This is a genomic window from uncultured Parolsenella sp., from assembly GCF_958346945.1.
GTDB lineage: Bacteria > Actinomycetota > Coriobacteriia > Coriobacteriales > Atopobiaceae > Parolsenella.
Genome location: NZ_CATVTL010000004.1, coordinates 121718 through 142712 on the forward strand (window position 1 = coordinate 121718; position 20995 = coordinate 142712).

Annotated in this window: 24 protein-coding genes and 1 tRNA gene; 21 read left to right on the forward strand and 4 right to left on the reverse strand. The window is 66.6% G+C overall.

The annotated features are described in order from the left end of the window. Positions 1–12 precede the first annotated feature (12 nt). From Q3866_RS04255 to Q3866_RS04295, 9 genes are read left to right on the forward strand one after another with little or no spacing between them, the layout of a single operon-like run. Positions 13–888 carry a type II secretion system F family protein gene (locus Q3866_RS04255; protein WP_301829858.1) on the forward strand — a complete coding sequence of 292 codons (876 nt, stop codon included), beginning with the start codon at positions 13–15 and terminating at the stop codon, positions 886–888. Further along, on the forward strand, positions 888–1505 hold the full coding sequence (locus tag Q3866_RS04260; RefSeq protein WP_301829859.1) for a type II secretion system F family protein: 618 nt from the start codon (positions 888–890) through the stop codon (positions 1503–1505). Before Q3866_RS04255 ends, Q3866_RS04260 begins: the two co-directional genes overlap by 1 nt. A gap of 39 nt (positions 1506–1544) precedes the next feature. Next, entirely contained in the window at positions 1545–1760 is a 216-nt protein-coding gene (locus Q3866_RS04265) for a hypothetical protein (protein WP_301829861.1), read from the forward strand. Further along, positions 1741–2334, forward strand: a complete 594-nt coding sequence (locus Q3866_RS04270; RefSeq protein WP_301829862.1) for a hypothetical protein — start codon at positions 1741–1743, stop codon at positions 2332–2334. Before Q3866_RS04265 ends, Q3866_RS04270 begins: the two co-directional genes overlap by 20 nt. After that, positions 2303–2536: a hypothetical protein gene (locus Q3866_RS04275; protein ID WP_293673708.1), complete on the forward strand. Its 234-nt coding sequence runs from the start codon at positions 2303–2305 to the stop codon at positions 2534–2536. The genes Q3866_RS04270 and Q3866_RS04275 overlap by 32 nt, the downstream gene beginning before the upstream one ends. 4 nt (positions 2537–2540) lie before the next feature. Continuing rightward, the gene (locus tag Q3866_RS04280; RefSeq protein WP_301829910.1) at positions 2541–3005 is read left to right on the forward strand and encodes a TadE/TadG family type IV pilus assembly protein; all 465 of its coding nucleotides are present in this window, start codon (positions 2541–2543) and stop codon (positions 3003–3005) included. Further along, on the forward strand, positions 2977–5031 hold the full coding sequence (locus Q3866_RS04285) for a pilus assembly protein TadG-related protein (RefSeq protein WP_301829864.1): 2055 nt from the start codon (positions 2977–2979) through the stop codon (positions 5029–5031). Before Q3866_RS04280 ends, Q3866_RS04285 begins: the two co-directional genes overlap by 29 nt. 44 nt (positions 5032–5075) lie before the next feature. Next, positions 5076–5507, forward strand: coding sequence for a hypothetical protein (locus tag Q3866_RS04290; protein WP_293673706.1), 432 nt, complete (start codon positions 5076–5078; stop codon positions 5505–5507). A gap of 32 nt (positions 5508–5539) precedes the next feature. Further along, complete coding sequence (locus Q3866_RS04295) at positions 5540–5983, forward strand: hypothetical protein (RefSeq protein ID WP_301829867.1); 444 nt, start codon at positions 5540–5542, stop codon at positions 5981–5983. 110 nt (positions 5984–6093) lie between these two features. Here the strand turns inward: Q3866_RS04295 and Q3866_RS04300 are convergent, their stop codons facing one another. Then, on the reverse strand, positions 6094–6444 hold the full coding sequence (locus tag Q3866_RS04300; RefSeq protein ID WP_301829869.1) for a hypothetical protein: 351 nt from the start codon (positions 6442–6444) through the stop codon (positions 6094–6096). Here Q3866_RS04300 and Q3866_RS07795 point away from each other — a divergent pair. From Q3866_RS07795 to Q3866_RS04310, 3 genes are all read left to right on the forward strand, one after another. Next, the gene (locus tag Q3866_RS07795) at positions 6443–6718 is read left to right on the forward strand and encodes an FHA domain-containing protein (protein ID WP_367881366.1); all 276 of its coding nucleotides are present in this window, start codon (positions 6443–6445) and stop codon (positions 6716–6718) included. The two genes, Q3866_RS04300 and Q3866_RS07795, sit on opposite strands and share 2 nt — an antisense overlap. After that, on the forward strand, positions 6715–7056 hold the full coding sequence (locus tag Q3866_RS04305) for a hypothetical protein (RefSeq protein ID WP_301829871.1): 342 nt from the start codon (positions 6715–6717) through the stop codon (positions 7054–7056). The genes Q3866_RS07795 and Q3866_RS04305 overlap by 4 nt, the downstream gene beginning before the upstream one ends. Positions 7057–7331: 275 nt before the next feature. Further along, positions 7332–7407, forward strand: a tRNA-Phe gene (locus Q3866_RS04310). 269 nt (positions 7408–7676) lie between these two features. On the opposite strand, the gene Q3866_RS04315 is transcribed toward Q3866_RS04310, so the two are convergent. Beyond that, the gene (locus Q3866_RS04315; RefSeq protein WP_301829872.1) at positions 7677–8369 is read right to left on the reverse strand and encodes a TetR/AcrR family transcriptional regulator; all 693 of its coding nucleotides are present in this window, start codon (positions 8367–8369) and stop codon (positions 7677–7679) included. A 260-nt stretch (positions 8370–8629) separates the two neighbouring features. Here Q3866_RS04315 and Q3866_RS04320 point away from each other — a divergent pair, with 260 nt between their 5' ends. From Q3866_RS04320 to Q3866_RS04355, 8 genes are all read left to right on the forward strand, one after another. Continuing rightward, on the forward strand, positions 8630–9898 hold the full coding sequence (locus Q3866_RS04320; protein WP_301829874.1) for a nitrate/nitrite transporter: 1269 nt from the start codon (positions 8630–8632) through the stop codon (positions 9896–9898). Positions 9899–9940: 42 nt separating this feature from the next. Next, complete coding sequence (locus tag Q3866_RS04325) at positions 9941–11116, forward strand: MFS transporter (RefSeq protein ID WP_301829875.1); 1176 nt, start codon at positions 9941–9943, stop codon at positions 11114–11116. Between the two features lie 55 nt (positions 11117–11171). Beyond that, positions 11172–12911: a CocE/NonD family hydrolase gene (locus tag Q3866_RS04330; RefSeq protein WP_301829877.1), complete on the forward strand. Its 1740-nt coding sequence runs from the start codon at positions 11172–11174 to the stop codon at positions 12909–12911. Between the two features lie 96 nt (positions 12912–13007). After that, positions 13008–13250, forward strand: a complete 243-nt coding sequence (locus Q3866_RS04335; RefSeq protein ID WP_301829879.1) for an acyl carrier protein — start codon at positions 13008–13010, stop codon at positions 13248–13250. A 94-nt stretch (positions 13251–13344) separates the two neighbouring features. Next, complete coding sequence (locus Q3866_RS04340; RefSeq protein ID WP_301829881.1) at positions 13345–14340, forward strand: phosphate acyltransferase; 996 nt, start codon at positions 13345–13347, stop codon at positions 14338–14340. Between the two features lie 13 nt (positions 14341–14353). After that, a complete protein-coding gene (buk, locus tag Q3866_RS04345; RefSeq protein WP_301829883.1) occupies positions 14354–15463 on the forward strand; it encodes a butyrate kinase in 1110 nt (369 codons plus the stop codon). Further along, a complete protein-coding gene (locus Q3866_RS04350) occupies positions 15456–16715 on the forward strand; it encodes an OFA family MFS transporter (protein ID WP_301829884.1) in 1260 nt (419 codons plus the stop codon). The genes buk and Q3866_RS04350 overlap by 8 nt, the downstream gene beginning before the upstream one ends. Before the next feature lie 529 nt (positions 16716–17244). Further along, a complete protein-coding gene (locus tag Q3866_RS04355) occupies positions 17245–18339 on the forward strand; it encodes a glycerol dehydrogenase (RefSeq protein ID WP_301829886.1) in 1095 nt (364 codons plus the stop codon). Between the two features lie 208 nt (positions 18340–18547). Here Q3866_RS04355 and acpS read toward each other — a convergent pair whose 3' ends face one another. After that, the gene (gene acpS / locus Q3866_RS04360; RefSeq protein ID WP_301829888.1) at positions 18548–18943 is read right to left on the reverse strand and encodes a holo-ACP synthase; all 396 of its coding nucleotides are present in this window, start codon (positions 18941–18943) and stop codon (positions 18548–18550) included. Between the two features lie 151 nt (positions 18944–19094). Here acpS and Q3866_RS04365 point away from each other — a divergent pair, with 151 nt between their 5' ends. After that, positions 19095–19385 (forward strand): PTS sugar transporter subunit IIB, encoded by a 291-nt coding sequence (locus Q3866_RS04365; RefSeq protein WP_301829890.1) that lies wholly within the window; start codon positions 19095–19097, stop codon positions 19383–19385. 168 nt (positions 19386–19553) lie between these two features. Here Q3866_RS04365 and fucO read toward each other — a convergent pair whose 3' ends face one another. Further along, positions 19554–20723 carry a lactaldehyde reductase gene (gene fucO / locus Q3866_RS04370; protein ID WP_293826738.1) on the reverse strand — a complete coding sequence of 390 codons (1170 nt, stop codon included), beginning with the start codon at positions 20721–20723 and terminating at the stop codon, positions 19554–19556. Between the last annotated feature and the right edge of the window lie 272 nt (positions 20724–20995).

Below are 20995 nucleotides of genomic sequence, written 5' to 3' on the forward strand. Positions count from 1 at the left end.
GCGGCATGGGTCTTGACCTGCGGAGATGAGGGCGCCATTCAGAGGCCGGGCGACACGGGTACCAGGCGCGCGCTCGTGCGGGCCCTGCGCGAGGTGGGCCTGAGCGCGCCGATGCGTACCCTTGAGCGGCTGGGCCTCGCGCGCGGCGTCGTGGACGAGCTTGTGCTGAGCGAGCGCGTGCAGGCGGCCGGCCTTGCGCGCGAGGGCGCGCGCGGGCTGCTCGTGGCCTACGTAGGGGCCTGCGGCCTGCTTGGCCTGGTCGTGGCGCTGTCTTTGCTCGGGACCTTCGCGGGCGTTGCGGTGGGGTGCGTGGCCGCGGCGATGTGGCGCTCGTCGCGCGTGCGCGGGCGCAAGCGCGACCTTGCCCGGCAGGTGCCCGACGCCTTTCGCTCCCTTGCCGGGGCACTTGCCGCCGGGCGCACGCTTCCCCAGGCCATCAGCTACGTGGGGTCGATGGGCACGGGGCCGCTCAACTGGGAGTTCGCGCGGGCATCGCTGCTCGTCTCGTGCGGCACGCCCGCGGCCGACGCCATCGAACAGATCTCTGCACGCACCGACGCCCCCGGCGTCGAGCTCATGGTCTGCGCCCTCACGGTCTCTGCCAGGACGGGCGCCCCGCTCCAGGGGCTGTTCCTCAGGTCTGCCCAGCTCGTTGAGAGGCGCTTTGCGCTCGAGCGCGAGCTCGAGGCAAAGACAGCGCAGGTGAGGCTGTCGGCAAAGATCGTGAGCGGCCTTCCCGTGTGCCTCGTGGCCCTGCTCGTGCTCACCTCGCCCGACTTCAGGGCGGGGCTGGCAACGCCCGTTGGGTTGGGGTGCGTGCTGGCGGCGGCTCTGCTCGACGTGGTGGCCCTGGCTATCATCGCGCGCCTCATGCGTGGGGTGCTCTGATGTGGGCGCTTGGCTTGGGCGTGGCGGCTGCCATGGCTGCCTACCTGCTGCTATATGGCGACGACGAGCCTGGTTGGGGCAATGGGGGCAGGGCGTCTGCGCTGGCGCGGGCACTGCGGGCGTCGCCTGCGCTACGGCGCCTCAAGGGGCGCGAGAACGCGGCGCGGATGGCCGCGGCCTGCGAGCGGCAGATGCCCGAGATGCTCGACGTGCTGGCGCTGGGGCTCTCCGCGGGGCTTTCGTTTGACGCCTCGCTTGCCCTGTACTGCGCGCGCAGCTCCGCCGAGCTCTCCCGCCAGATGCTCGTGGCCATGCACTCGTGGCAGATGGGTCTTGCGAGCAGGCGCGACGCCCTGGGCGAGCTCGCCGCGCGCGTGGCGGCGCCGTCCCTTGCGAAGTTTGTCGCCGCGGTGCGCGAGGCGCTGGCGTTTGGCGCCCCGCTCGCGGCAACGCTCGAGCGCCAGGCAGACGCCATCAGGGAGTACCAGCGCGCAAGCGTGGAGCGTCGCATCGAGGAGGTTCCCGTGCGGATGCTCATTCCGCTGGGCGCGCTTGTGGTGCCCGCGATGCTGCTTGCGATTCTGGGGCCGCTGCTTAGCGCGGCCCTGTCCAGATGAGGTTGGGCGGGCTTGTCCCGCACAGGGAAAGGAGAGGTCATGGGTGTGATTGACAGGCTTGGCATAGGGGCTTCGTGCGCTCTGCGTCGCGCGCGTGCTCGCTGCCTGGCGCGCGAGACGAGCGGCCAGGGCACGACCGAGTACGCCATTCTTGTGGGCGTTCTGGTGCTGATGGCGATCGTTGCCGTGATGGCGTTCAGGGGCAGGCTCCAGGAGCTCTGGACCTCGATTACCGATGGCATCAACTCGCTGTAGGGGGCGGCTTGCCCTGCTCGCGGTCCTGGCGCTTGCCGCCCTGGCCGTTGCGGCATGCGTGCTGGGCGAGGCGGGTGCGGGCAGTGCCGTGCCCGCCCCAGTTAGCGTGGCCGACTCGTCTGGGGAAGTGCCTGCTGGCGGCGATTCGGGTGGGGCCGCTGATGGTGAGGCGGGCGGCTCGGGCGAGCCCGACGCCCCCGGGGCGCCGGGCGCAGACGCACCCTCAGAGGGCACTCGCGCTGGGGACGCGCCGGGCGGGGTCGACGGCCTTGTGGCCGAGGCAGGCGGATCGGCCGTCCCTCGGCGGGAGTGGAGCGTCGACGAGGGCGTCTCCCGCGCCGCGGGCGACCTGCTCGAAAACTATGCGGCCCGCGGCGACACGACGCTCGCCCATGCCGGGTGGCTCGATCTGCTGGGGAGCGTCTGGGGGTGCACCGTGGTGGGCCCCGGCTGGGTCGACCTGTGCTTTGTCGAGCGGCAGGGCGAGGACGCGAGCCGGGTGAGCGTTCTGAGGATGGAGGTGGACCAATGGAGGGAGGCCTATGGGAATACGGGGCCGCAAGGCGGCTCGTGACGCGTGTGGCGAGCAGCTGGGCCAGTCGACGGTCGAGTACGCCCTCGTACTCGTGGCGTTTCTTGCCGCCATCGTGGCGCTGGGGGCGGTGTGGCGCGTGGTGGGCGCCGGCGGCCTGCAGCGCCTCTCCGAGGGGTGCGCCTCGCACGCCATCGAGGGCGTGGCCGCGGCGGGCGGCATGCACGACATCGTCCTGTTCTGATTCGCTGGGCCAGACGAGCGTCGAGGCAGCCTTCTTCCTGCCGGTCCTCATGCTGCTGCTTGCCCTGCTCCTGCAGCCCGCGTTTGCCCTGTACACGCGCTGCGTCATGGAGCAGGCGGCATCGGAGGGGCTGCGGGCGCTCGCCACCTCGGGCCCAACGCTGGCGGCTGGCCAGGACTCGTGTGTGGCCTACGTGAGGCGCAGGCTTCGCGCCGTGCCCAACGTGCCCGCCTTTCACGTGGGCGGGGAGGAGGGCTGGCAGATCGAGTGCGAGGGCTCCTCATCGATGGGTCGCTCGAGCGTGCGGGTTGCGGGGCGCCTGAGGCCCCTGCCGCTCGTGGGCGTACTCGCCTCGGCCTTTGGTGAGGTCGAGGAGGGCGAGGTCGTCCTGCGCGTCGAGGTGTCCGAGAGTACGAGGCCAGACTGGTTGGAGGGCGACTATGGCGGATGGACCTCGATTTGGGGATAGGGGGCGCGCCCGCGCCTTCCTGGGTATCGACGCGTTCGTTGACGAGACGGGCGGCTACACGTCGGTATCGGTGGCGGTTGCCCTGCTCGTGAGCCTCGCGCTCACCTGCTCGCTCGTCTCGGTTGGGTGGGTGCAACGAAGGTCGGCAGACGTGCAGACGGTCGCCGACGCCTGCGCCTTGGCCGGGGCAAACGTCGTGTCCTCGTATGCGACGGTTGCCACGGTGCTCGATGCCTGCGTGCTCACGATGGGGCTTGCCGGCATGGTGACGCTGGGTGCCGGCCTTGTGGTGAGCGCCATCCCCGGCCTGGGCGCGGCGGGCGCCAAGACCGTCGATGCCGCGCGGCAGGTGTTCGACTCCCGCGGGCGCTTCGCGCGGTCTGCGGCACGGGGGCTCAAGAAGGTCGAGGGAACGCTGCCCCTTGCCATCGTGAGCCGCTCCGCCGCCGTTGCGCAGGAGAGCGGGTCTTGGACGGGCGTTGCCATGCCGTTTCCCGTGGAGTCGCAGTCCGACTTCTCCGCGCTCGACGTCGAGGTGGACCCAACGGAGGCGGCGGAGGCGGCACGGCGTCTCCAGGAGGCGTCCGACCGGGCCAAGGAGGCAAGGGACCGTGCCGACGAGGCCATGCGCGAGGCCTGGCTTGCGGACTGCGGCGCCGACGGCATGTGCCTGCGCGAGCGGGCCGACGCGCTTGCGGGGCTGGCGCCCGTGAGCAATCCAAGCTACGTGCTGCCGCTCTGGACCTTTGGGGCTCCGCTCACGCGCGCACGTGCCTACTACGCCGCCCGCCTCGCGAGCGAGGCGCCGCTGGGCCAGGGGACGGACGAACTCACGAACTCGGCGGCACGCAAGGCGTTCTACGAGTACGCGCTCGAGCAGGTTGGTCGTGGCCACTACGAACAGCTGCCCGACGGCGGCGTGGACCTTGACCTGCCACAGCTCTTCTCGAACGTGGAGCAGCTGCGCGCAACGACGCTCTACTCGGCCAGTCGCTGGCCCTGTACGCAGGAGGGAGGAAGAACGGTGCTGCATGCAAGCATGGAATGCCCGGGCGCAAGGGGCGCGTCTGCGGGAACGGCGTCGCTCGTCGCGCTCGACGCCGGGAGCGTGGCGCGCTGCGATACCTGCAGGATGGACGCGCAGGCCATGGGAAGCGCCCCGGCCGCGTCGACGAGCATCGATAACGGCTTCGAGCACTACTGGAGGATCGTCTCGGAGGCGTCGGAGCGCTACGAGCGGGCTCGCAACGACCTTGCCGAGGCCGAGGCGCAGATGCGCGAGCTTGCCGGTGAGGGAAAGAGTGCCTATGAGTGCGCCATGGAGGCGCTCGCGGTGCCTCGGCCACGCCTGTGCCCACCAGGTGCCTGGGGCTGCGTCGCCGTGGTGACGAGCGGCGAGCGCGAGGTGCCCGCTGAGGTCACGGGGGCGTTCCTTGCGGACTCCGCGGTGCCTGCGGGTGCCGCCGTGGCGGCCGCGACTCTGGCGCCAGACTCGGCCGCCGAGGGAAACGACGTGCTCTCGCGCTTCTTTGGTGCCATCTCCGAGGGGATGGATGGGGCCGATGCCGGCGTACTGGGAAATATCGGGTCCTTGTGGGGAGAGCTGCTCGTTGGCTACGAGTCTGCCGCGGGCAATGTTGAGGCTGCGGCTACGAAGATACTCGACGGCATCGACGGCGTGCTGGGAACGAGCGTGAGCTCGTGGCTGCGCGACATGGCCAAGGAGGCCATCCGCGACGCGGGCCTGGCCCCGGCCGATCTGCGTCCCAGAAAGCCCGTGCTCACCAACAGCCAGTACGTGCTCGACAAGGCGGGCTATGACCACGTCTCGAGCGTGAGGGACTTCGTTAGCAAGCTGCCCGACACGGCAGACCCGGTCGAGTTTGCCCGGGCGCTGGGCCGCGAGGTCAAAAACGAGTTGGGGACGCGCATTGGCAAGGTCACCATTGCCGAGCTGACCATCCCGGGGACCGAGATAACGATTCCCATAACCATCGACGTGGGCGAGCTCTTGGGGGCGGCGTGATGAGGTGGTGCGAGGCGCCTGCGCCAGACCGGGAGCTGGGACAGATGGCCGTTGAGCTCGCCGTGCTCGTCCCCGTCATCGTGGTGGTGGCCCTCGTCATCCTTAACGTGATGCGCTTCTCCGAGCTGTGCGCCCGGTTCGATCGCGTGGCGGCCGACGCCGTGGTGATGCATGGCGTGAGCCCGTCGGGCGCCTCAGGTGAGCTTGCTGGCGTCGAGGAGGTCAAGGCCGCGATCGTTGACGCCATGGGCGACGCCTCGTGCGAGGTCTCGGTGAGCGCCGAGGACGTCTCGAGCGGGGAGGGCCGTGCCCTCATCGACCTCGCGGCGGGAACCACCCGCTACGTCTGCAGGCTGGGCTACCGGCCGTGGCCCGGTTCCTTCTCCATTGCCGGGGTGGGCGCGTCGCTGCCCGCCCTGGCCCATCACGAGCGAAGCGTCGTGGTGGACAGGTATCGCTCGGGGGTGGTCTCGTGAGGACGAGAGTTGGGCCACGTGCCCGTTGGGCCGTGGTGACGTTTGACGTGGGCGGCGGTTCGTGCGCTGAGTCGGGCGATGCCGCAGCTGCTAGGGCAAACGCCGAGACGGGCGTGGGCGCGGGTGCTGGGCCGCATGCCGAGGCGGGCGATGGCGTGTGCTCGATCAGGTTCCAGGTGCTTGGCAGCGCGCTTGCGCGTCTGCGGGGCCTCCTGGGAACGAGGCGGGGAGATGCGCGCGCCCTGCCCTGCCTGCTCGTGGGGTGTCGCTCGGTCCACACGTTTGGCATGGCCTACGGCATCGACGTGGCACTCGTGAGCGAGCAGGGGCGGGTGCTCAGGGTGCGGCGAGACGTTCCCGCGGGGCGGGTCGTCTCCTGCCGCGGGGCGGCCCATGCCCTGGAGCGCCCGAGCTCGGACGGGCCATGGCCGCAGACTGGGCAAGCGGTGAGCTTGCAACTGTTCGATGTGCTGTAGAGAGGGGAGTGCGCAATGGACGCAACCAATCAGGCGGGTGGAGGGCTCAAGACGTGTCCCAGGTGCGGGGCCAAGCTCTTTGCCGACATGGACGTGTGCTACGGGTGCCTCTATGACTTCGCGAGGGGTGGCGAGCCCGCGGTTGGCGCGGTGGCGGACGCCTCGCTCCTCGAGCTCTCGAGAGAGCTCGAGGAGCCAACGCTAGTGCCATCTGCTGAGATGCCGGGGGCATTGGGCGCTGCGACGATGACCCAAGCTCGGCCGGTGCCGCAACCCCAGATGTCGTCGCAAATCCAGGCGCCTCCGCAGTCTCCCTCGGTGTCCCAAGGTTCAGCGGCGTTCCAGCCCCAGGCGGCCTGCTTGACCTCGCCTGCGCCCGAGGCGGAGCGGCCCGAGCCCGTGGCGGCGCTGATGTCACCCTCGTGCGTGCGGGTGAGCTGCGGAGGCATGACGGTTCCCATGGAGGTGGGCAAGGAGGGACTCGTCCTTGGCAGAGAGCCCGGGTGCGATGTCGTGATCGACCACCCAGAGGTGGCGGCGCGTCACCTCGTACTGTTGTTCAGGGATGGGGTGCTGTTTGCCCAGGGTCTGGGCGCGGCCAATAGCGTGTTGGTCAACGGATGGGTGCTGGCGGGTCTGTGCCCCTTGCGCTGCGGTGACGTCGTCGAGGTGAGAGGGGCGGGCGTCACGATCAGACCTTGGCCTGCTGCGGGAGGAAGGGGTGAGGCCGCATGAGCCAGGCGATGGGGCGCGAGGTTGCCTACAGCGTGCTCTACGACGCTACGTCCGTGGAGGAGGAGCCGCTCGATAGCGGCATCGTGAGGCGCCGGGTGTGGGTGGTCTGCGTGGGCGAGGCCTTCTATCGTCTGACGTGGTCGTCCCGAGGCACCGGGCATGGACTGCCCGAGTGCAAGGCCTATCCTTGTGACGAGGCGGGCGCGGCTACTTCCTCGCACTGCGTTGCCCGCTGCTACTGCGTCAATCCCCACGTGGCGTTTGCCGAGGTCATGGACCAGCTGCTGAGCCTGCCGGCGTCGCGCCCGCGCGTTCGCGAAGGCGCTGTAGCGGTCTAATCCAACCTCGCAGGTTGCTCCCTCCCAGGCCGGCGTGCTCCCGAGCACAATTTGCCGGGAGGACAGGGGGCTGAACCGCCGCGTCAGGGGTTCGATTGCCCCTTCCTGCTATCAGCGCACTGACGGATTGGACCGCAGCAATGAGCCGTTTGTGCGAGCAGGCCGCGGGGCGAATCGACGCTCGACCAGAATTTTTCCAATTAGCCCAAATTCTCGCTTGCTTGGCTGGTTCTATTTGCTATAGTAAACGAGCTCGCAAGGCGAGCAGGCATTTCGGCTGGGTAGCTCAGTTGGTAGAGCAGGGGACTGAAAATCCCCGTGTCAGGGGTTCGATTCCCTTCCCCGCCACCAGAAGTGATAAGACCCGAAGACCCAGCGTCTTCGGGTCGTTTTCGTTACGGAGTGTCGTATTTGTCCCGCTCACGCTCTTCGTTGGTGCACTCCGCGTGCAACTCTTGGTGCAACTCGGGGCACGTGGGCTTAAAGGGCGGCTTATAGGACAAATTGCGTCTCCGCTTTCGGGGCGTCGTCGCGGGTCGGCGCTCCATTCCCGTGCCCTTAAATCCTGAGCGTCAACGCGCCAGCTCGTCAATTCGTACGGGGCGCATGCCGTCCCGTCGCTACGCCCCCTCGATCTCCCCAATGGGCGAGATGCCATCAATCAACGCCGCGTGGTCGAGCAGCTCGTCGAGGTAGAGCCCCTCGACGCTGCCGCCAATGCGCACCGTGTTGATAATCGTCTTGATGCGCTCCTTCGTGAGCGTCGTGTTCTCGTGAAGCATCCAGTTCCTGATCAGGATGAAGTGCAGCTCGACGGTCGACTCCGAGAAGCCAACCCTCAACTCATCGTCGGGCATGCCGTCCTCATCCATCAGCAGACGAACGTGGCTCACGAGATGTGCGCGCAGCTTCTGCTCGAAGTAGGGGTCACCGTGCGGGCCAAGCATGGCCTTGAGCGCCGGCTTTTGCATCTCGTAGACATCGAACCACAGGTCAAAGCCATACGGCGGGGCAATGGGAAAGCCCCAGGCGGTCTTGGCGCGCTTGCGGTTGAGCGCCTCAGCTCCTCGCGCCTGCTCGTCGACCCAGTTGAGCTTGGCAATGAGTCTGTCCTCGATGAACTGTGCCACGGCATAGATGTCTGAGAAGTAGGTGTAGAAGGTGCTCCTTACGATGCCTGCCGCGCGGCACAGCGCGCTCACGGTCACCGCGTCGAAGTCCTTCTCCTCGAGCAGCTCCAAATACGCCTCGACGATCATCTCGCGCGTCTGCTCGCGCTTCTGGGTCTTGAAGCCCTGCTTGCCGTCTGCCATGCCGCTGCACTCACGTCTCTGTCGCTTGCCGCGAACGGTTGAGCTCCGTGCGGCCATAATCCATCACATTGAAAATCTTACCTTCATCTACCTGCGAAATCGAACACTCGCTCCGTCAACGGTCGATTCGAACACCCTGCGTCCCGCTTGTTCGAATCGAACACGCGGTGCCCCCACTGTTCTGGAGGCTGCATTCACCCGTCCATAGCATCTAACTCGACAGGCACCACCACGTTGGGCCTCACGAGAAAGAAGCTCTCATGGAAAACAAAGCCGCGCGCTCCCATTACCTGCGAGCCTGGCCCCTGCTCGTCTTCAGCGTGCTGTGCTACTTCATCACCTCGACGGTCGGAAGCGCGATGAACATCGCCGCCGTGCTGCTCGAGCAGACGCGTGGCTGGGACAGCGTGCTCATCACCTCGATGATCTCGGTCGCGAGCGTGGGCAACGTCGTCGCGGGCTTCATCGCGGGCAGGGCCTGTTCCAAGGCCTCGGCCAAGAAGCTCTGCGTCCTGTGGGGCATCCTCTACATGGTCGGCCTCGCCCTCATGGGTATCTCCAAGGAGTTCGCGCTCTTTTCGGTCTCCATGGTCGTTGCCAACGCCGCGTCCTCGGCCCTTGGCTACAACACCGTTCCCGTGCTGCTCGCCAACTGGTTCCCCACCAAGAAGGGCACGGTCCAGGGCTTCGTGTCGATGGGCATCCCCTTGGGTGCCGGCTTTGCCTCCATCGTCTACAACCTGGGCTTCAACACGCTTGGCGTCGACGGCGCGTTCGTTCCCTTCATGGCCATCGCCGGCGTTGCCCTCGCGCTGCTCGCCCTGGGCGTCTCGTACACTCCCGAGGAGCGCGGCTATGCGCCCGACACCCTCGAGCGCTGCGAGCCCCACAAGGTCGAGCGCACCGTCGAGCAGCAGGGAGCCAGCGCCAAGCTCGCCCGCGACCTGCTCCGCAATCCCCGCTTCGTACTGCTGTCGCTCGTGCTGGGTATCCAGCTCATCTTCTCGGGCGGCCTCATGGTCCAGCTGGCCCCGCGCCTGCTCGAGCTGGGCTACACGATGGACGAGGCCATGGGCGCCATGCTCGCCTCCGCGCTCTTCGCCTGCGCCGGCTCGTTCGTCTGTGGCGTCATTGGCGACAGGTTCAGCTCCCGCGTTGGCGCCATCCTCTCGTTCGTCGCGGGCATCATCGCGATCGTCCTCAACCTCTCGGGCAACTCCGCCTGCGTCTTCGTTAGCCTCGCGCTCATCGGCGTCGTCGTTGGAGGTGCCGACAACTGGCCCGTCAACATCTGCGCCGAGTACTTTGGCCGCGACGGATTTGCCAGCTCCTTTGGCCTGATGCTTCCCATCATCCAGCTCGTCGGTGCCATCGGCCCCAGCTTCTTTGCACTCATCTCGGGGGTAACCGGCTCCTACGTCGTCTCTTACATCGCGGGCGCCGCGCTCATGGCCGCAGGCCTGGTGGCTTTCCTGGCGCTCACCAAGAACGGAATGCTCGGGGAGGGGGACGCCAAGGAAAACAACTAGCCCCACACCCAGCTAGCAGTAAGCCTCATCAAGGGAGGAAGTATGTCAAAGGACAAATTCAAGGCGCTTGTGGGCATCTACAGCTGCGCGCTGTCGCTTATGGCCCTCATCGTCCCCGTGTCCGTGCTCGCCAGCATCGCCCAGGCCTTCCCCGACGCGCCCATCACGGTGATCCAGCAGATCGTGACCCTGCCGTCGCTCATCGCCATTCCCACGGGCATCGTCGTCTCCAAGCTCGCCTCGCGCGTCTACAAGAAGTACAGTGCCCTGTTCTTCACGGCCCTCTACATCGTTGCCGGCACCATGCCCATCTACCTGCACTCCGACATCTCGCAGCTGCTCGTCTCCGCGGCGCTCGTCGGCGTTGCCCTCGGCGGCCTCCAGAACGCTATGACCACCCTCATCCCCGACTATTTCGACGGCGAGGCCCGTGGCACCGTTCTCGGCCTGCTCTCGACGTTCGTCTGCCTGGGCGGCTTCATCTACACCTCCGCCGCCGCGGCCCTGGGCGCCCAGGACTGGACGCACGCCTTCTACGCGTACCTCATCGTGGGCGTCTTCTTCGTCCTCGAGCTCATCTTCCTGCCCAAGGGCAAGCTCGAGCCCAAGGTCGAGAAGGGCCAGCACGTCGTGGTTCCCAAGGAAGTCATCTTCCTGTGCGTCTTTGGCTTTGTCCTCTACACCTTTGCCCAGCTCTTCAACTCCAACGAGGCCCTCATCGTGGCCGAGCGCGGCCTGGGCGGCACGGCCGAGGCTGGCATGGCCTCCAGCGCCTACACCCTCTCTGGCCTCCTCGCCGGCGTGATCGTGGCCCCGCTCATCAAGATCTTTAAGAAGCAGTCTCCCACCATCACCTTCGTCTTCACCTTTGCCGGCCTCATCCTCTACGCCATCGCCCCGAGCGTACCCATGCTGTGTGCCGCCGGCTTCCTCATCGGCCTTGGCTACCAGACCTTCACCCCGTTTGGCGGCATGGGTGCCTCGAACTTCTCGAGTGCCATGGGCATGGCCTTCAACATGGCGCTCTGCAACGCCTGCTGCTCGCTGGGCCAGTCCCTGTCGCCCTTCACCACCTCGTTCCTGGGTGGCCTCGTCGGCGGCTCCATGACCGCGATGATCTGGGTCGGCGCGGCCTTCCTCGGTGCCCTGTGCATCGCCGGCTTCATCTACTTCAACAAGCACGACGTCACCAAGCCCCAGGTCGTCGAGCAGGGCTAGCCTGCGCCCCGTCACCTAGGACCTCGCATTCGAACCCATCGAAACAGGAGGAAACATGGCTCGCGAAACCGTAACCAAGACCGTCATCTGCAATGGCAGCCCAACCGAAATCACGATGCGCCAGATGCTCAATCCCGCCACGCAGGAGCAGCTCGACGCCATGACCCCCGAGCAGCGCGAGGACTACAAGTTCCAGTCGCCGCTCAACACCAGCACCTACGAGTGTGCCCCCGGCATCATCTGCATGCAGGACCAGCCGGTCAAGATGCGCGACGGCGTGACCATCTACGTCGACATCTACCGTCCCAACGATGGCTCGGTCGTGCCGCTGATCGTCTCGTGGTCGTTCTACGGCAAGCGTCCGTTCGACGGCCAGTCCGAGTGGCAGATCATGGGCGTGCCGCCCCAGACCGTCTCGAACATGTCCAAGTTCGAGTCGCCCGACCCCGGCTACTGGTGCCGCCACGGCTACGCGGTCGCCAACGTCGACCCGCGCGGCGTGGGCCACTCCGGCGGTGACTTCGTGCAGTTTGGCACCCAGGAGGGCAGAGACGGCTACGACTTCATCGAGTGGGCCGCGGCCCAGTCCTGGTGCAACGGCCACGTTGGCCTTGCCGGCAACTCCTGCGTCGCCATGACCCAGTGGCGCATCGCCTCGCAGCAGCCGCCGCACCTCTCCTGCATCGCCCCGTGGGAGGGCACGTCCGACATGTACCGCGAGTCGCTCTACGAGGGCGGCATCCCGGCACACACCTTCGTGGGCATGGTCGTGCGCGAGGCCGTGGGCCCCAACTACATCGACGACACAGCGGCTAACTCCGAGCGATACCCGTTCATCGACTGCGACTACTGGAAGGACAAGGACCCGATCTGGAAGAACATCACGATCCCGGTCTACGCCACCGCCTGCTGGAACCACTTCCACTGCCGCGGCTCCATCCAGGCCTTCCGCAAGATCAAGAGCCGCAAGAAGTGGCTGCGCTGCCACCGCGACTTTGAGTGGCCCGACGCCTACAACAACAAGAACCTCCAGGAGCTCGAACGCTTCTTCGACCGTTACCTCAAGGAGGAGAACAACGGCTGGGAGCTCACGCCCACCGTGCGTATCGAGGTCCAGGACACCGGCGAGTTCAACTACCAGGAGAACCGCCCCGAGACGAGCTTCCCCCTCAAGCGCACCAAGTACGAGAAGCTCTACCTCGACGCCTCCGACATGTCGATGAAGGCCGAGCCCGTGGCCGAGAAGGCGTGCGTGGGCTACGACTCCGAGACCGAGGAGGTCACCTTCGACTACCGCTTCCCCGAGGATACCGAGCTCACGGGGTACATGAAGCTCCACCTCTGGGTCGCCGCCGAGGACTACAGCGACGCCGACCTGTTCGTGAACGTCCAGAAGCTCTCGACCACCGGCGAGTGGCTCCCCGTCACCCTCTTTGGCGAGCCGCACCCCGGCGCCTGGGGCAAGATACGCGTCTCACGCCGCAAGCTCGACGAGAAGCTCTCGACCGACTTCCAGCCTATCCAGGCCCACACCTGCGACGAGAAGGTCGAGCCCGGCCAGATCGTCCCCGTCGACATCGAGATCTGGCCCACCTCCCGCTTCTGGCACAAGGGTCAGCAGATTCGCGTGCAGGTGGCCGGCCGCTACATTCGCGAGGACTGGTTCGAGCCGCTGATGTGGGACACCGACAATCACGGCCGCACGCTGATCTACACCGGCGGCGAGCACGACTCGTTCCTGCAGATCCCGGTGATCCCGCCGCGCTTCCAGGACGGCGACATCATCATCCGCTAGCCCGATTCTCCCTGGGCGCCGGGCCGCGCCCCCGACTGGGCCCGGCGCCCCTCCTCTCCCCACCGCCGCGCGGTGGCCTCACAGAAAGGAATAACCATGAACCAGGACGTCTTTGACAAGCTCGCCGAGCGCTGCGCCTATATCTGGGGCGTCGACGTCTCGGGCATCACCGCCGATACCACGTTTGCCGAGTATGACACCAAGTCCACCCAGATCTCGCAGATGACGACCTTCCTTGAGGACGAGTTCGATATCGAGGTCCCCTACATGCAGTTCAAGCGCAACAAGACCGTCGGCGAGGCCGCCGAGTTCGTGACGGAGCTGCTCGAGGAGGAGTAGCGCCTAGGGCGCATCGATCACCCCTGACCCCAGCCCCGCATAAAACCGCAGGTCTGGGGCCTTTCTCTACCGTTTTTTTAGAGAGGCGAGACATATGAACGAGTTTCTTTCCCAGATGGTGGAGCGTGCCAAGCGCTCTCCCAAGCGCGTGGCCTTCCCCGAGTCATCGTGCGCGGACATCCTGCGCTGCGCCGAGCAGGTCGTGGCAAACGGCATGGGCACGCCCGTGCTCGTGGGCGCCCAGGCCTCCGTCGAGGCGCTTGCCGCCGAACAGGGCGTCTCGACCGCCGGCTTCGACTACTTCGACAACACCGACGAGGCGAACCGCATGGCTCTTGCCGAGAAGTACGCCGAGATGGGCTTCTCCGACTACTCCACTAAGGCCGTGGCGCGCAAGAGCAAAGACCCCGTGAACTGTGGAATGTTCCTGGTCAAGTGCGGCCTTGCAGACTGTTGCGCCGCTGGCAAGGAGTACCCGACGGGCGACGTGGTCTTCTCGGCTATGAGCTTCATTGGCCTTGCCGAGGGCGTGGCCTCGCCCTCGAGCCTGGGCATCGCCGACATCCCCGGTTTTGAGGGGCCGCAGGGCTCGATGCTCGGTCTCGCCGACTGCGCCATCACCGCCCAGCCCGACGCCTCTGACCTCGCGGGCATTGCCATCTCCTCGGCAGACACCGTTGCCGGCCTTATGGGCTGGGAGCCGCGCGTGGCGATGCTCGCCTTCTCCACCAAGGGCTCGGCCGAGCACGAGACGATCGACGTGGTGCGCGAGGCCGTCAGGCGCGTGCACGAGCTGCGCCCCGACATCAAGTGCGATGGCGAGCTGCAACTCGATGCGGCAATCATCCCGGCCGCCGCGGCCCACAAGGTCAAGGGCGAGTCAGAGGTTGCCGGCCGCGCAAACGTGCTCATCTTCCCCAACCTTCACGCCGGAAACATTGGCGTGAAGCTCGTCCAGATCTTTGGCCACGCCAATGCCTACGGTCCCGTGTTGCAGGGATTTTCCAAGCCCGTCTGCGACTTTAGCCGCTCCGCGCCCGTCGAGGAGATGCTCGGCAACGTCGCCACGCTCATCATCCGCGCTCAGTAGGGGGGTGCCATCCATGCCTGAGAACAACTATCGCGTCCTTGTCATCAACCCCGGCTCCACCTCGACCAAGGTGGGCGTCTTCGAGGGCGGCCAGCCCGTCTTCTGCGAGACGGTCGACCACGACGCCGCCAAGCTCGCCGAGTTCGCCGGCGTCTCCGAGCAGATGCCCTACCGCCGCGACACTATCCTCGAGCTGCTCGCCGGCCACGACGTGTCGCTCGAGGGGATCGACGCCTTCGTGGGCCGCGGCGGCGGCCTGCTGCCGCTCGAGGGCGGCACCTACAAGATCGACGACGTCCTGCTCGACCACGCCACGCGTGGCGCCAACGGCGTGCAGCACCCCGCCCAGCTGGGTCCGCAGCTTGCCCGTGAGTTCGCGGCCTCGTGCGGCAAGCCGGCGTTTGTGGTGAACCCGCCCGACACCGACGAGCTGTGCGACGAGGCGCGCATGACGGGCGTCAAGGGGGTCTATCGCCACGTGCACCTGCACGCGCTCAACCTCAAGGAGACGGCCATTCGCCACGCGGCGTCTATGGGCAAGCGCTATGACGAGTGCAACTTCGTGGTGGCCCACATCGGCGGCGGCATCTCGGTCTCCGCGCACCGTCTGGGCAAGATGATCGACGGCTACGACATCGTTGGCGGCGAGGGGCCCATGGCGTCCACGCGCTGCGGCGGCCTGCCCGTGGTCGAGGTGCTTGACTACCTCGAGGCGGGCCACACCACCGCCGAGGTGCGCAAGCTGTGCATGAAGACGGGCGGCTTCGTCGACCTGCTTGGCACCTCCGATGCCATCGAGGTAACGCGACGTGTCGAGGCGGGCGATGCGGCCGCCAAGCGTGCCTGGGAAGCCATGTGCTACCAGATCTGCAAGGCGATTGGCTCGATGGCTTGTGCGCTGGGCGGCGAGGTCGACGGCATCCTGTTGGGCGGCGGCATGGTCCACTCGAGGGACCTGGTGACGCGCATCGAGGAGTCCTGCGACTGGATCGCCCCGGTGAGCGCCTATCCCGGCGAGTTCGAGCTCGAGGCCATGGCGGCGGGCGCCTGTCGCGTGCTGTCTGGCGAGGAGGAGGCCAAGACCTACTCCGGCGTTCCCGTGTTTGGTGGCTTTGATGACTAGCGAGCTTCTCGCAAGAAGGCGCTGGCTTGTGCTGGCGGCGTCGTGCCTGATAAACCTGTGCGTGGGTTCGCTCTATGCCTGGAGCGTGTTTGCCACGCCCATGGCCGAGCGGCTCAGCGCGCTTGCCGGAACGGAGGTGGGCGGCCTTGCCATCGTGTTCACCATCGCCAACGCGGTGGGTCCCATCACGATGATTGCCGGGGGCGCCATCAATGAGCGTCTTGGCCCGCGCAAGGTGGTGCTTGCCGGGGGCGTGCTCTTTGCCGCCGGCATGGTGCTGTCTGGCTTTGCTACAAGCAAGGAGATGCTCATGCTCACGTATGGCCTGGGCGTTGGCCTGGGCGTGGGCATGGTCTACGGCGTCACGGTCTCGAACTCCGTAAAGTTCTTCCCCGACAAGAAGGGCCTTGCGGGCGGTCTCGCCACGGCCTCCTATGGCCTGTCGTCGGTGCTCGTTCCGCCCATTGCCAACGCTCTCATGCAGGCGGTGGGTGTGGCGAGCGCCTTCAAGATCCTGGGCGTGGCCATGCTCGTCGTCATCGTCCTGGCGTCTACGCAGATCATGGCCTGCCCGGCGGGCTTCATGGCGGGTGGACAGGCCATGGGCGAGAGGAGCGGTGCGGGCGAGTTGGGGTGCGTGCCGGGCTCCGGCCTCGATGCCGACTGGCGCGGGATGCTGGCCAGGCCCGCCTTCTACGCCATGATCGCGATGCTTCTGTGCGGCGCCTTCTCGGGCCTTATGGTTACCTCCCAGGCTTCGCCCCTCGCGCAGGGGTTGGCGGGGATGTCTGTGGGTGCGGCGGCCCTTGTTGTCTCGGTGCTCGCGCTTGCCAATGCGGGTGGCAGAATCCTTGCGGGTGCGGCGTCAGACAGGCTCGGCCCCGTGGCGTCGCTTCGCCTCGCGTTTGTGGTGCTGGCCGTGGCCATGGCGTTGCTCTTTGGCCTTGGTACCCAGTCCGTGCCGTTCTATCTGGGCATCTGCCTGGTTGGCGTGTGCTTTGGCGCAACCATGGGCATTTATCCGGGCTTTACGGCCCAGCAATTTGGCGCGGCCCACAACAGCGTCAACTACGGCATCATGTTCGTCGGCTTTGCCGCCGCGGGCTTCTTTGGCCCGCAGGCCATGAGCGGCCTGCTCGCGGCCACCGGCTCGTATGCGCCCGCGTTTGTCGTGGGCGGCGTGCTTGCCGCACTGGGTCTTGTCCTTACCTTTGTCTTTGACCGCCTGGCGAGGGGAGGCGAGGCGGCATGAGCACGTCCGTTCGCGCTCGCCCGCCATGCAAGCGGCGTGCCTAAGCAAGACGGGGCTTGGGAACCCGTTGACTCCACCTGCGAAAGGCCCGTGCCCCTCGCATAACACAGTTGACACCTCTTTTCCGGGCACCTACCTGCAACGATGCCCGGCGAGTGATTTGGACGGCACGGCGGGTGGCACGGACCCTCGCCGTGCCGCTTCCCCTTGCGCATGGGTGTCCTCGCCTTTGACTTGGTTGCCTGTCTCCGCCGCGAGTGCGGGCGTGCCACCCGCCTCCACCAACACCTTGCCTGCGCGCCTGGCCCAACCGCTTGCCCCGCCCAGCGCGCCGCTCGCACATCTCACATACCTGAAATGCATCGTTTGCGCTGGTCAACCGTAGCGCAATTTGCCGGTGAACGGCGCCGCGCCCGCTGCAAGCGGCATCAAGATTGTACCTAAGCACTTACCGACACCTGGCGGGCCCAATCATCCCGTCCTCCTAAACTAGAAATAACGTGTGAATCGCTTAGGAGAGGAGCAATTCATGTCCAAGATCTTCAACAGCCCCAGCAAGTACATCCAGGGCCCCGATGAGCTTGCCAAGCTCGGCGGCTACGTCGACCCGCTTGGCACCAAGGCCCTCATCATCAACACGCCCTCTGGCGTCAAGCGCGTGGGCGCCAAGGTCGAGGCCGGCTTTGCCGAGGCCAAGGCAACGCCCGTCTTCGAGGACTTCAACGGCGAGTGCTCAGAGAACGAGGTCAACCGCCTCGTTGAGGTCGCCCGCGCCAACGGCTGCGACGTCGTCGTGGGTATCGGCGGTGGCAAGACGCTCGACACCGCCAAGGCCACGGCCTACTTCCTGGGCTGCCCCGTCGTGATCTGCCCCACCATCGCCAGCTCCGACGCCCCCTGCAGTGCCCTGTCCGTCCTCTACACCGACGACGGCCAGTTCGACCGCTACCTGTTCCTGCCGGCCAACCCCAACATCGTCCTCATGGACACCACGGTCATCGCCGCGAGCCCGGTGCGCCTGACCGTCTCTGGCATGGGCGATGCCCTGGCCACCTACTTCGAGGCCCAGGCCACGCACGACGCCTGCGGCGACACCTGTGCCGGCGGCAAGGGCGGCCTCGCGGCCCTGTCGCTCGCCCGCCTGTGCTACGACACCCTCATGGCCGACGGCGTCAAGGCCAAGGTCGCCCTCGAGGGCCACGCCCTCACCCCGGCCGTCGAGAACATCATCGAGGCCAACACGCTGCTCTCCGGCATCGGCTTCGAGAGCTCCGGCCTCGCCGCCGCCCATGCCATCCACAACGGCCTCACCCTGCTGCCCGAGTGCCACGGCATGTACCACGGCGAGAAGGTCGCCTTTGGTACCCTTGCCCAGCTCGTGCTCGCCAACGCCTCCACCGAGCAGCTCGAGGAGGTCCTGGGCTTCTGCATCGAGATTGGTCTGCCCGTTACCCTGGGCGAGCTCGGCGTCACTGAGGTCACACGCGAGAAGGCCATGATCGTGGCCGAGGCCGCCTGCGCCCCCGGTGACACCATGGGCAACATGCCGTTCGACGTCACGCCCGACATGGTTGCCGACGCCATCCTCGGCGCCGATGCCCTTGGACACTACTACCTCGACTAACGCTCTCTTGCGTATATACCGCATCCCTAGGGCGCGCTGGCCTCACGGCTGGCGCGCCCTTTCTTGCGCGGGGGAGGTGCCGCGAGCGGTGGGGTGACCGCAGCGCAGCGTCGTATGGGTGGTGCGGGGGAGCCGTAGCGTGGTGGCGCTCGGCCGCGTGACCCGCGATGCCTCGTGGCTCTGCGGCCGCTGCGCCGCACCCTTTGCCCTACTGCGCGAGCACGATTGCCACGGCGTAGTTGCCCTCGTTCGTGATCGAGACGAGCAGTTCGCTGGCCCCGGCCTTCTCGAGCGCCCGCTCGACCGCGGGCGTCTTGGTCACGTAGGGCGCGCCGTCGTCGTAGCTGAGGGTCTCGATCTCATAAAACTCGAGGTACTCGCCGGACGGATGTGCCAGCGCCTTGAAGACCGCCTCCTTGACGGCAAAGCGCCCGGCGAGAAACTCCGCGGGGTTGTGGCGCTGCGCCGCCAGTCCAATCTCGCCCGTCGTGAACGTGCGGCGAACGAAGGGGTCGAGCGTCTCGGCCCTCGTGAGGTCGGACCCGTCGACGTACCTCGCGACCTCGTCGATTGAGACCATGTCGATGCCAATTCCTGCGGCCATGCGCCCACCTTTGCGTCGTTGGTATGACGTCCAGCGTAGCTCAAGGCGCAGCTTGCCGCTTGCCTGCGGCCAGACGCCCAAAATGCCCGCTCGCCGCTGTGCGTCTCTGCCATAGTGGGCGGTATCAAGTCTCTAACGAAGGGGGAGAGCCATGAAGGTAAGGTCGATCATGTGCTGCTGCGGCGGTGGCGTGGGCAGCTCGTTCATCGTGCAGATTAACGTACAGGACGTGCTCAAGAAGCACGGCATCGAGGGCATCAGTGTCGACCACGTCTCGGTTTCTGAGATATCGATGCACCAGGTCGACCTATTCGTCGTGGGCAGCGACCTCACGGCCTTCCTGGCCGACAAGCCGCGCGTCATCACGCTCGACAACATCATGTCCAAAGAGGAGCTCGAGACCAAGCTGCTCGCCGCCCTCGAGGCCGCCGAGAACGAATAGCCTGGGGACTGGGGGACGGGTCTTTTGTCCCCGCTTGGCCGCCGTCTGGCTCATGCGGCCGGATGCTGCCCCGTTCTTCTCGTCCATAACGCCGTGCAAACAAAAACGCGCCCGTCGAGCCGCTTGGACTCGACGGGCGCGCCGTCAATCAAGATGAGCGAGCTAGAACTAGGCGCTCGGGCAAATCTTCTTGAACAGAGCCACGACGTCGTCGTGGTTGGCCTCGCGGGGGTTGCCCGGGAAGCAGGCGTCTGCCATGGCGTCGGTGGCCAGCTGGTCGATCTCGTCGGCCTTCATGGCCTCGCAGACGTGCGGGATGTTGACGTCGGCGGAGAGCTGCTTGACGGCGGCGATGGCGGCGTCGGCAGCCTCGTCCTCGCTCATGCCAGTCGTGTCAACGCCCATGGCCACGGCGACCTCGGCGAGGCGCTTGGTAACGACGGGCTTGTTGAACTCCATGGCGATGGGGAGCAGCATGGCGCAGGCAACGCCGTGCGGGGTGTCATAGTGGGCAGACAGGGTGTGCGCCATGGCGTGGTCGATGCCCAGGCCCACGTTGGAGAAGCCCATGCCGGCGATGTACTGGCCCAGGGCCATGCCCTCGCGGCCGCTGCCGGGCTGGCCGCTCTTGGCCTCGGCCACCGAGTCGCGCAGGTGCTGCGAGATCAGCTGGATGGCCTTGAAGTGGAACATGTCGGAGAGCTCCCAGGCACCCTTGGTGGTGTAGCCCTCGATGGCGTGCGTCAGCGCGTCCATGCCGGTGGCGGCGGTGAGGCCGGCAGGCATGGAGGCCATCATGTCGGGGTCGACGACGGCGACGTCGGGGATGTCGTTGGTGTCGACGCAGACGAACTTGCGGACCTTCTCCGGGTCGGTCACGACGTAGTTGATCGTGACCTCAGCGGCGGTGCCGGCGGTCGTCGGGACGGCGATGGTGAAGGTGGCGTGGTTCTTGGTGTCGGCAACGCCCTCGAGCGAGCGGACGTCGGCGAACTCGGGGTTCTCGACGATGATGCCGATGCCCTTGCAGGTGTCCATGGAGGAGCCGCCGCCAATGGCAACCATCATGTCAGCGCCGGAAGCCTTGTAGGCCTCGACGCCGTCCTTGACGTTCTGGATGGTGGGGTTGGGCTTGATCTCGGAGTAGAGCGTCCAGGGGATGCCGGCGGCGTCGAGCTCGTCGGTGACCTTGGCGGTAACGCCAAACTTCACGAGGTCGGGGTCGGAGCAGACGAAGGCCTTCTTGAAGCCGCGGCGCTGAATCTCGCCCGGGATCTCCTTGATGGCGCCGGAGCCGTGATAGGAAATGTTGTTCAGAACAAAGCGATTGACTGCCATGCTTGCCCTCCTCAGGGTAGGTGGTGGGACAACAGCCCCTGTCATCCCGTCGTGCTCGGCAACGTGCCGCGCTCTTAGCACAAAGGATACCCGCAGACCAGTGCGGTACTACCGATTATTTGGTGAGCGGTCTAAAAATGGAACGTCGTTCGCAAATACGAACGACGTGGGTAGGATGTGGCGGCTGGGACGGTGAATGCGTTCTGACCGCGCGGGCGGGCATGCACTGGGGCGGTGACGCGCGCCGGCCGCATGGGACGGGCCTGCTGCGA

Bases quoted from the DNA above. Each gene is read 5' to 3' on its own strand.
- Q3866_RS04260 (WP_301829859.1), top strand. From the start codon at position 888: ATGTGGGCGCTTGGCTTGGGCGTGGCGGCTGCCATGGCTGCCTACCTG.
- Q3866_RS04265 (WP_301829861.1), top strand. From the start codon at position 1,545: ATGGGTGTGATTGACAGGCTTGGCATAGGGGCTTCGTGCGCTCTGCGT.
- Q3866_RS04270 (WP_301829862.1), top strand. From the start codon at position 1,741: ATGGCATCAACTCGCTGTAGGGGGCGGCTTGCCCTGCTCGCGGTCCTG.
- Q3866_RS04275 (WP_293673708.1), top strand. From the start codon at position 2,303: ATGGGAATACGGGGCCGCAAGGCGGCTCGTGACGCGTGTGGCGAGCAG.
- Q3866_RS04285 (WP_301829864.1), top strand. From the start codon at position 2,977: ATGGCGGATGGACCTCGATTTGGGGATAGGGGGCGCGCCCGCGCCTTC.
- Q3866_RS04290 (WP_293673706.1), top strand. From the start codon at position 5,076: ATGGCCGTTGAGCTCGCCGTGCTCGTCCCCGTCATCGTGGTGGTGGCC.
- Q3866_RS07795 (WP_367881366.1), top strand. From the start codon at position 6,443: ATGGAGGTGGGCAAGGAGGGACTCGTCCTTGGCAGAGAGCCCGGGTGC.
- Q3866_RS04300 (WP_301829869.1), bottom strand. From the start codon at position 6,444: ATGGGAACCGTCATGCCTCCGCAGCTCACCCGCACGCACGAGGGTGAC.
- Q3866_RS04305 (WP_301829871.1), top strand. From the start codon at position 6,715: ATGAGCCAGGCGATGGGGCGCGAGGTTGCCTACAGCGTGCTCTACGAC.
- Q3866_RS04315 (WP_301829872.1), bottom strand. From the start codon at position 8,369: ATGGCAGACGGCAAGCAGGGCTTCAAGACCCAGAAGCGCGAGCAGACG.
- Q3866_RS04320 (WP_301829874.1), top strand. From the start codon at position 8,630: ATGGAAAACAAAGCCGCGCGCTCCCATTACCTGCGAGCCTGGCCCCTG.
- Q3866_RS04325 (WP_301829875.1), top strand. From the start codon at position 9,941: ATGTCAAAGGACAAATTCAAGGCGCTTGTGGGCATCTACAGCTGCGCG.
- Q3866_RS04330 (WP_301829877.1), top strand. From the start codon at position 11,172: ATGGCTCGCGAAACCGTAACCAAGACCGTCATCTGCAATGGCAGCCCA.
- Q3866_RS04335 (WP_301829879.1), top strand. From the start codon at position 13,008: ATGAACCAGGACGTCTTTGACAAGCTCGCCGAGCGCTGCGCCTATATC.
- Q3866_RS04340 (WP_301829881.1), top strand. From the start codon at position 13,345: ATGAACGAGTTTCTTTCCCAGATGGTGGAGCGTGCCAAGCGCTCTCCC.
- buk (WP_301829883.1), top strand. From the start codon at position 14,354: ATGCCTGAGAACAACTATCGCGTCCTTGTCATCAACCCCGGCTCCACC.
- Q3866_RS04350 (WP_301829884.1), top strand. From the start codon at position 15,456: ATGACTAGCGAGCTTCTCGCAAGAAGGCGCTGGCTTGTGCTGGCGGCG.
- Q3866_RS04355 (WP_301829886.1), top strand. From the start codon at position 17,245: ATGTCCAAGATCTTCAACAGCCCCAGCAAGTACATCCAGGGCCCCGAT.
- acpS (WP_301829888.1), bottom strand. From the start codon at position 18,943: ATGGCCGCAGGAATTGGCATCGACATGGTCTCAATCGACGAGGTCGCG.
- Q3866_RS04365 (WP_301829890.1), top strand. From the start codon at position 19,095: ATGAAGGTAAGGTCGATCATGTGCTGCTGCGGCGGTGGCGTGGGCAGC.
- fucO (WP_293826738.1), bottom strand. From the start codon at position 20,723: ATGGCAGTCAATCGCTTTGTTCTGAACAACATTTCCTATCACGGCTCC.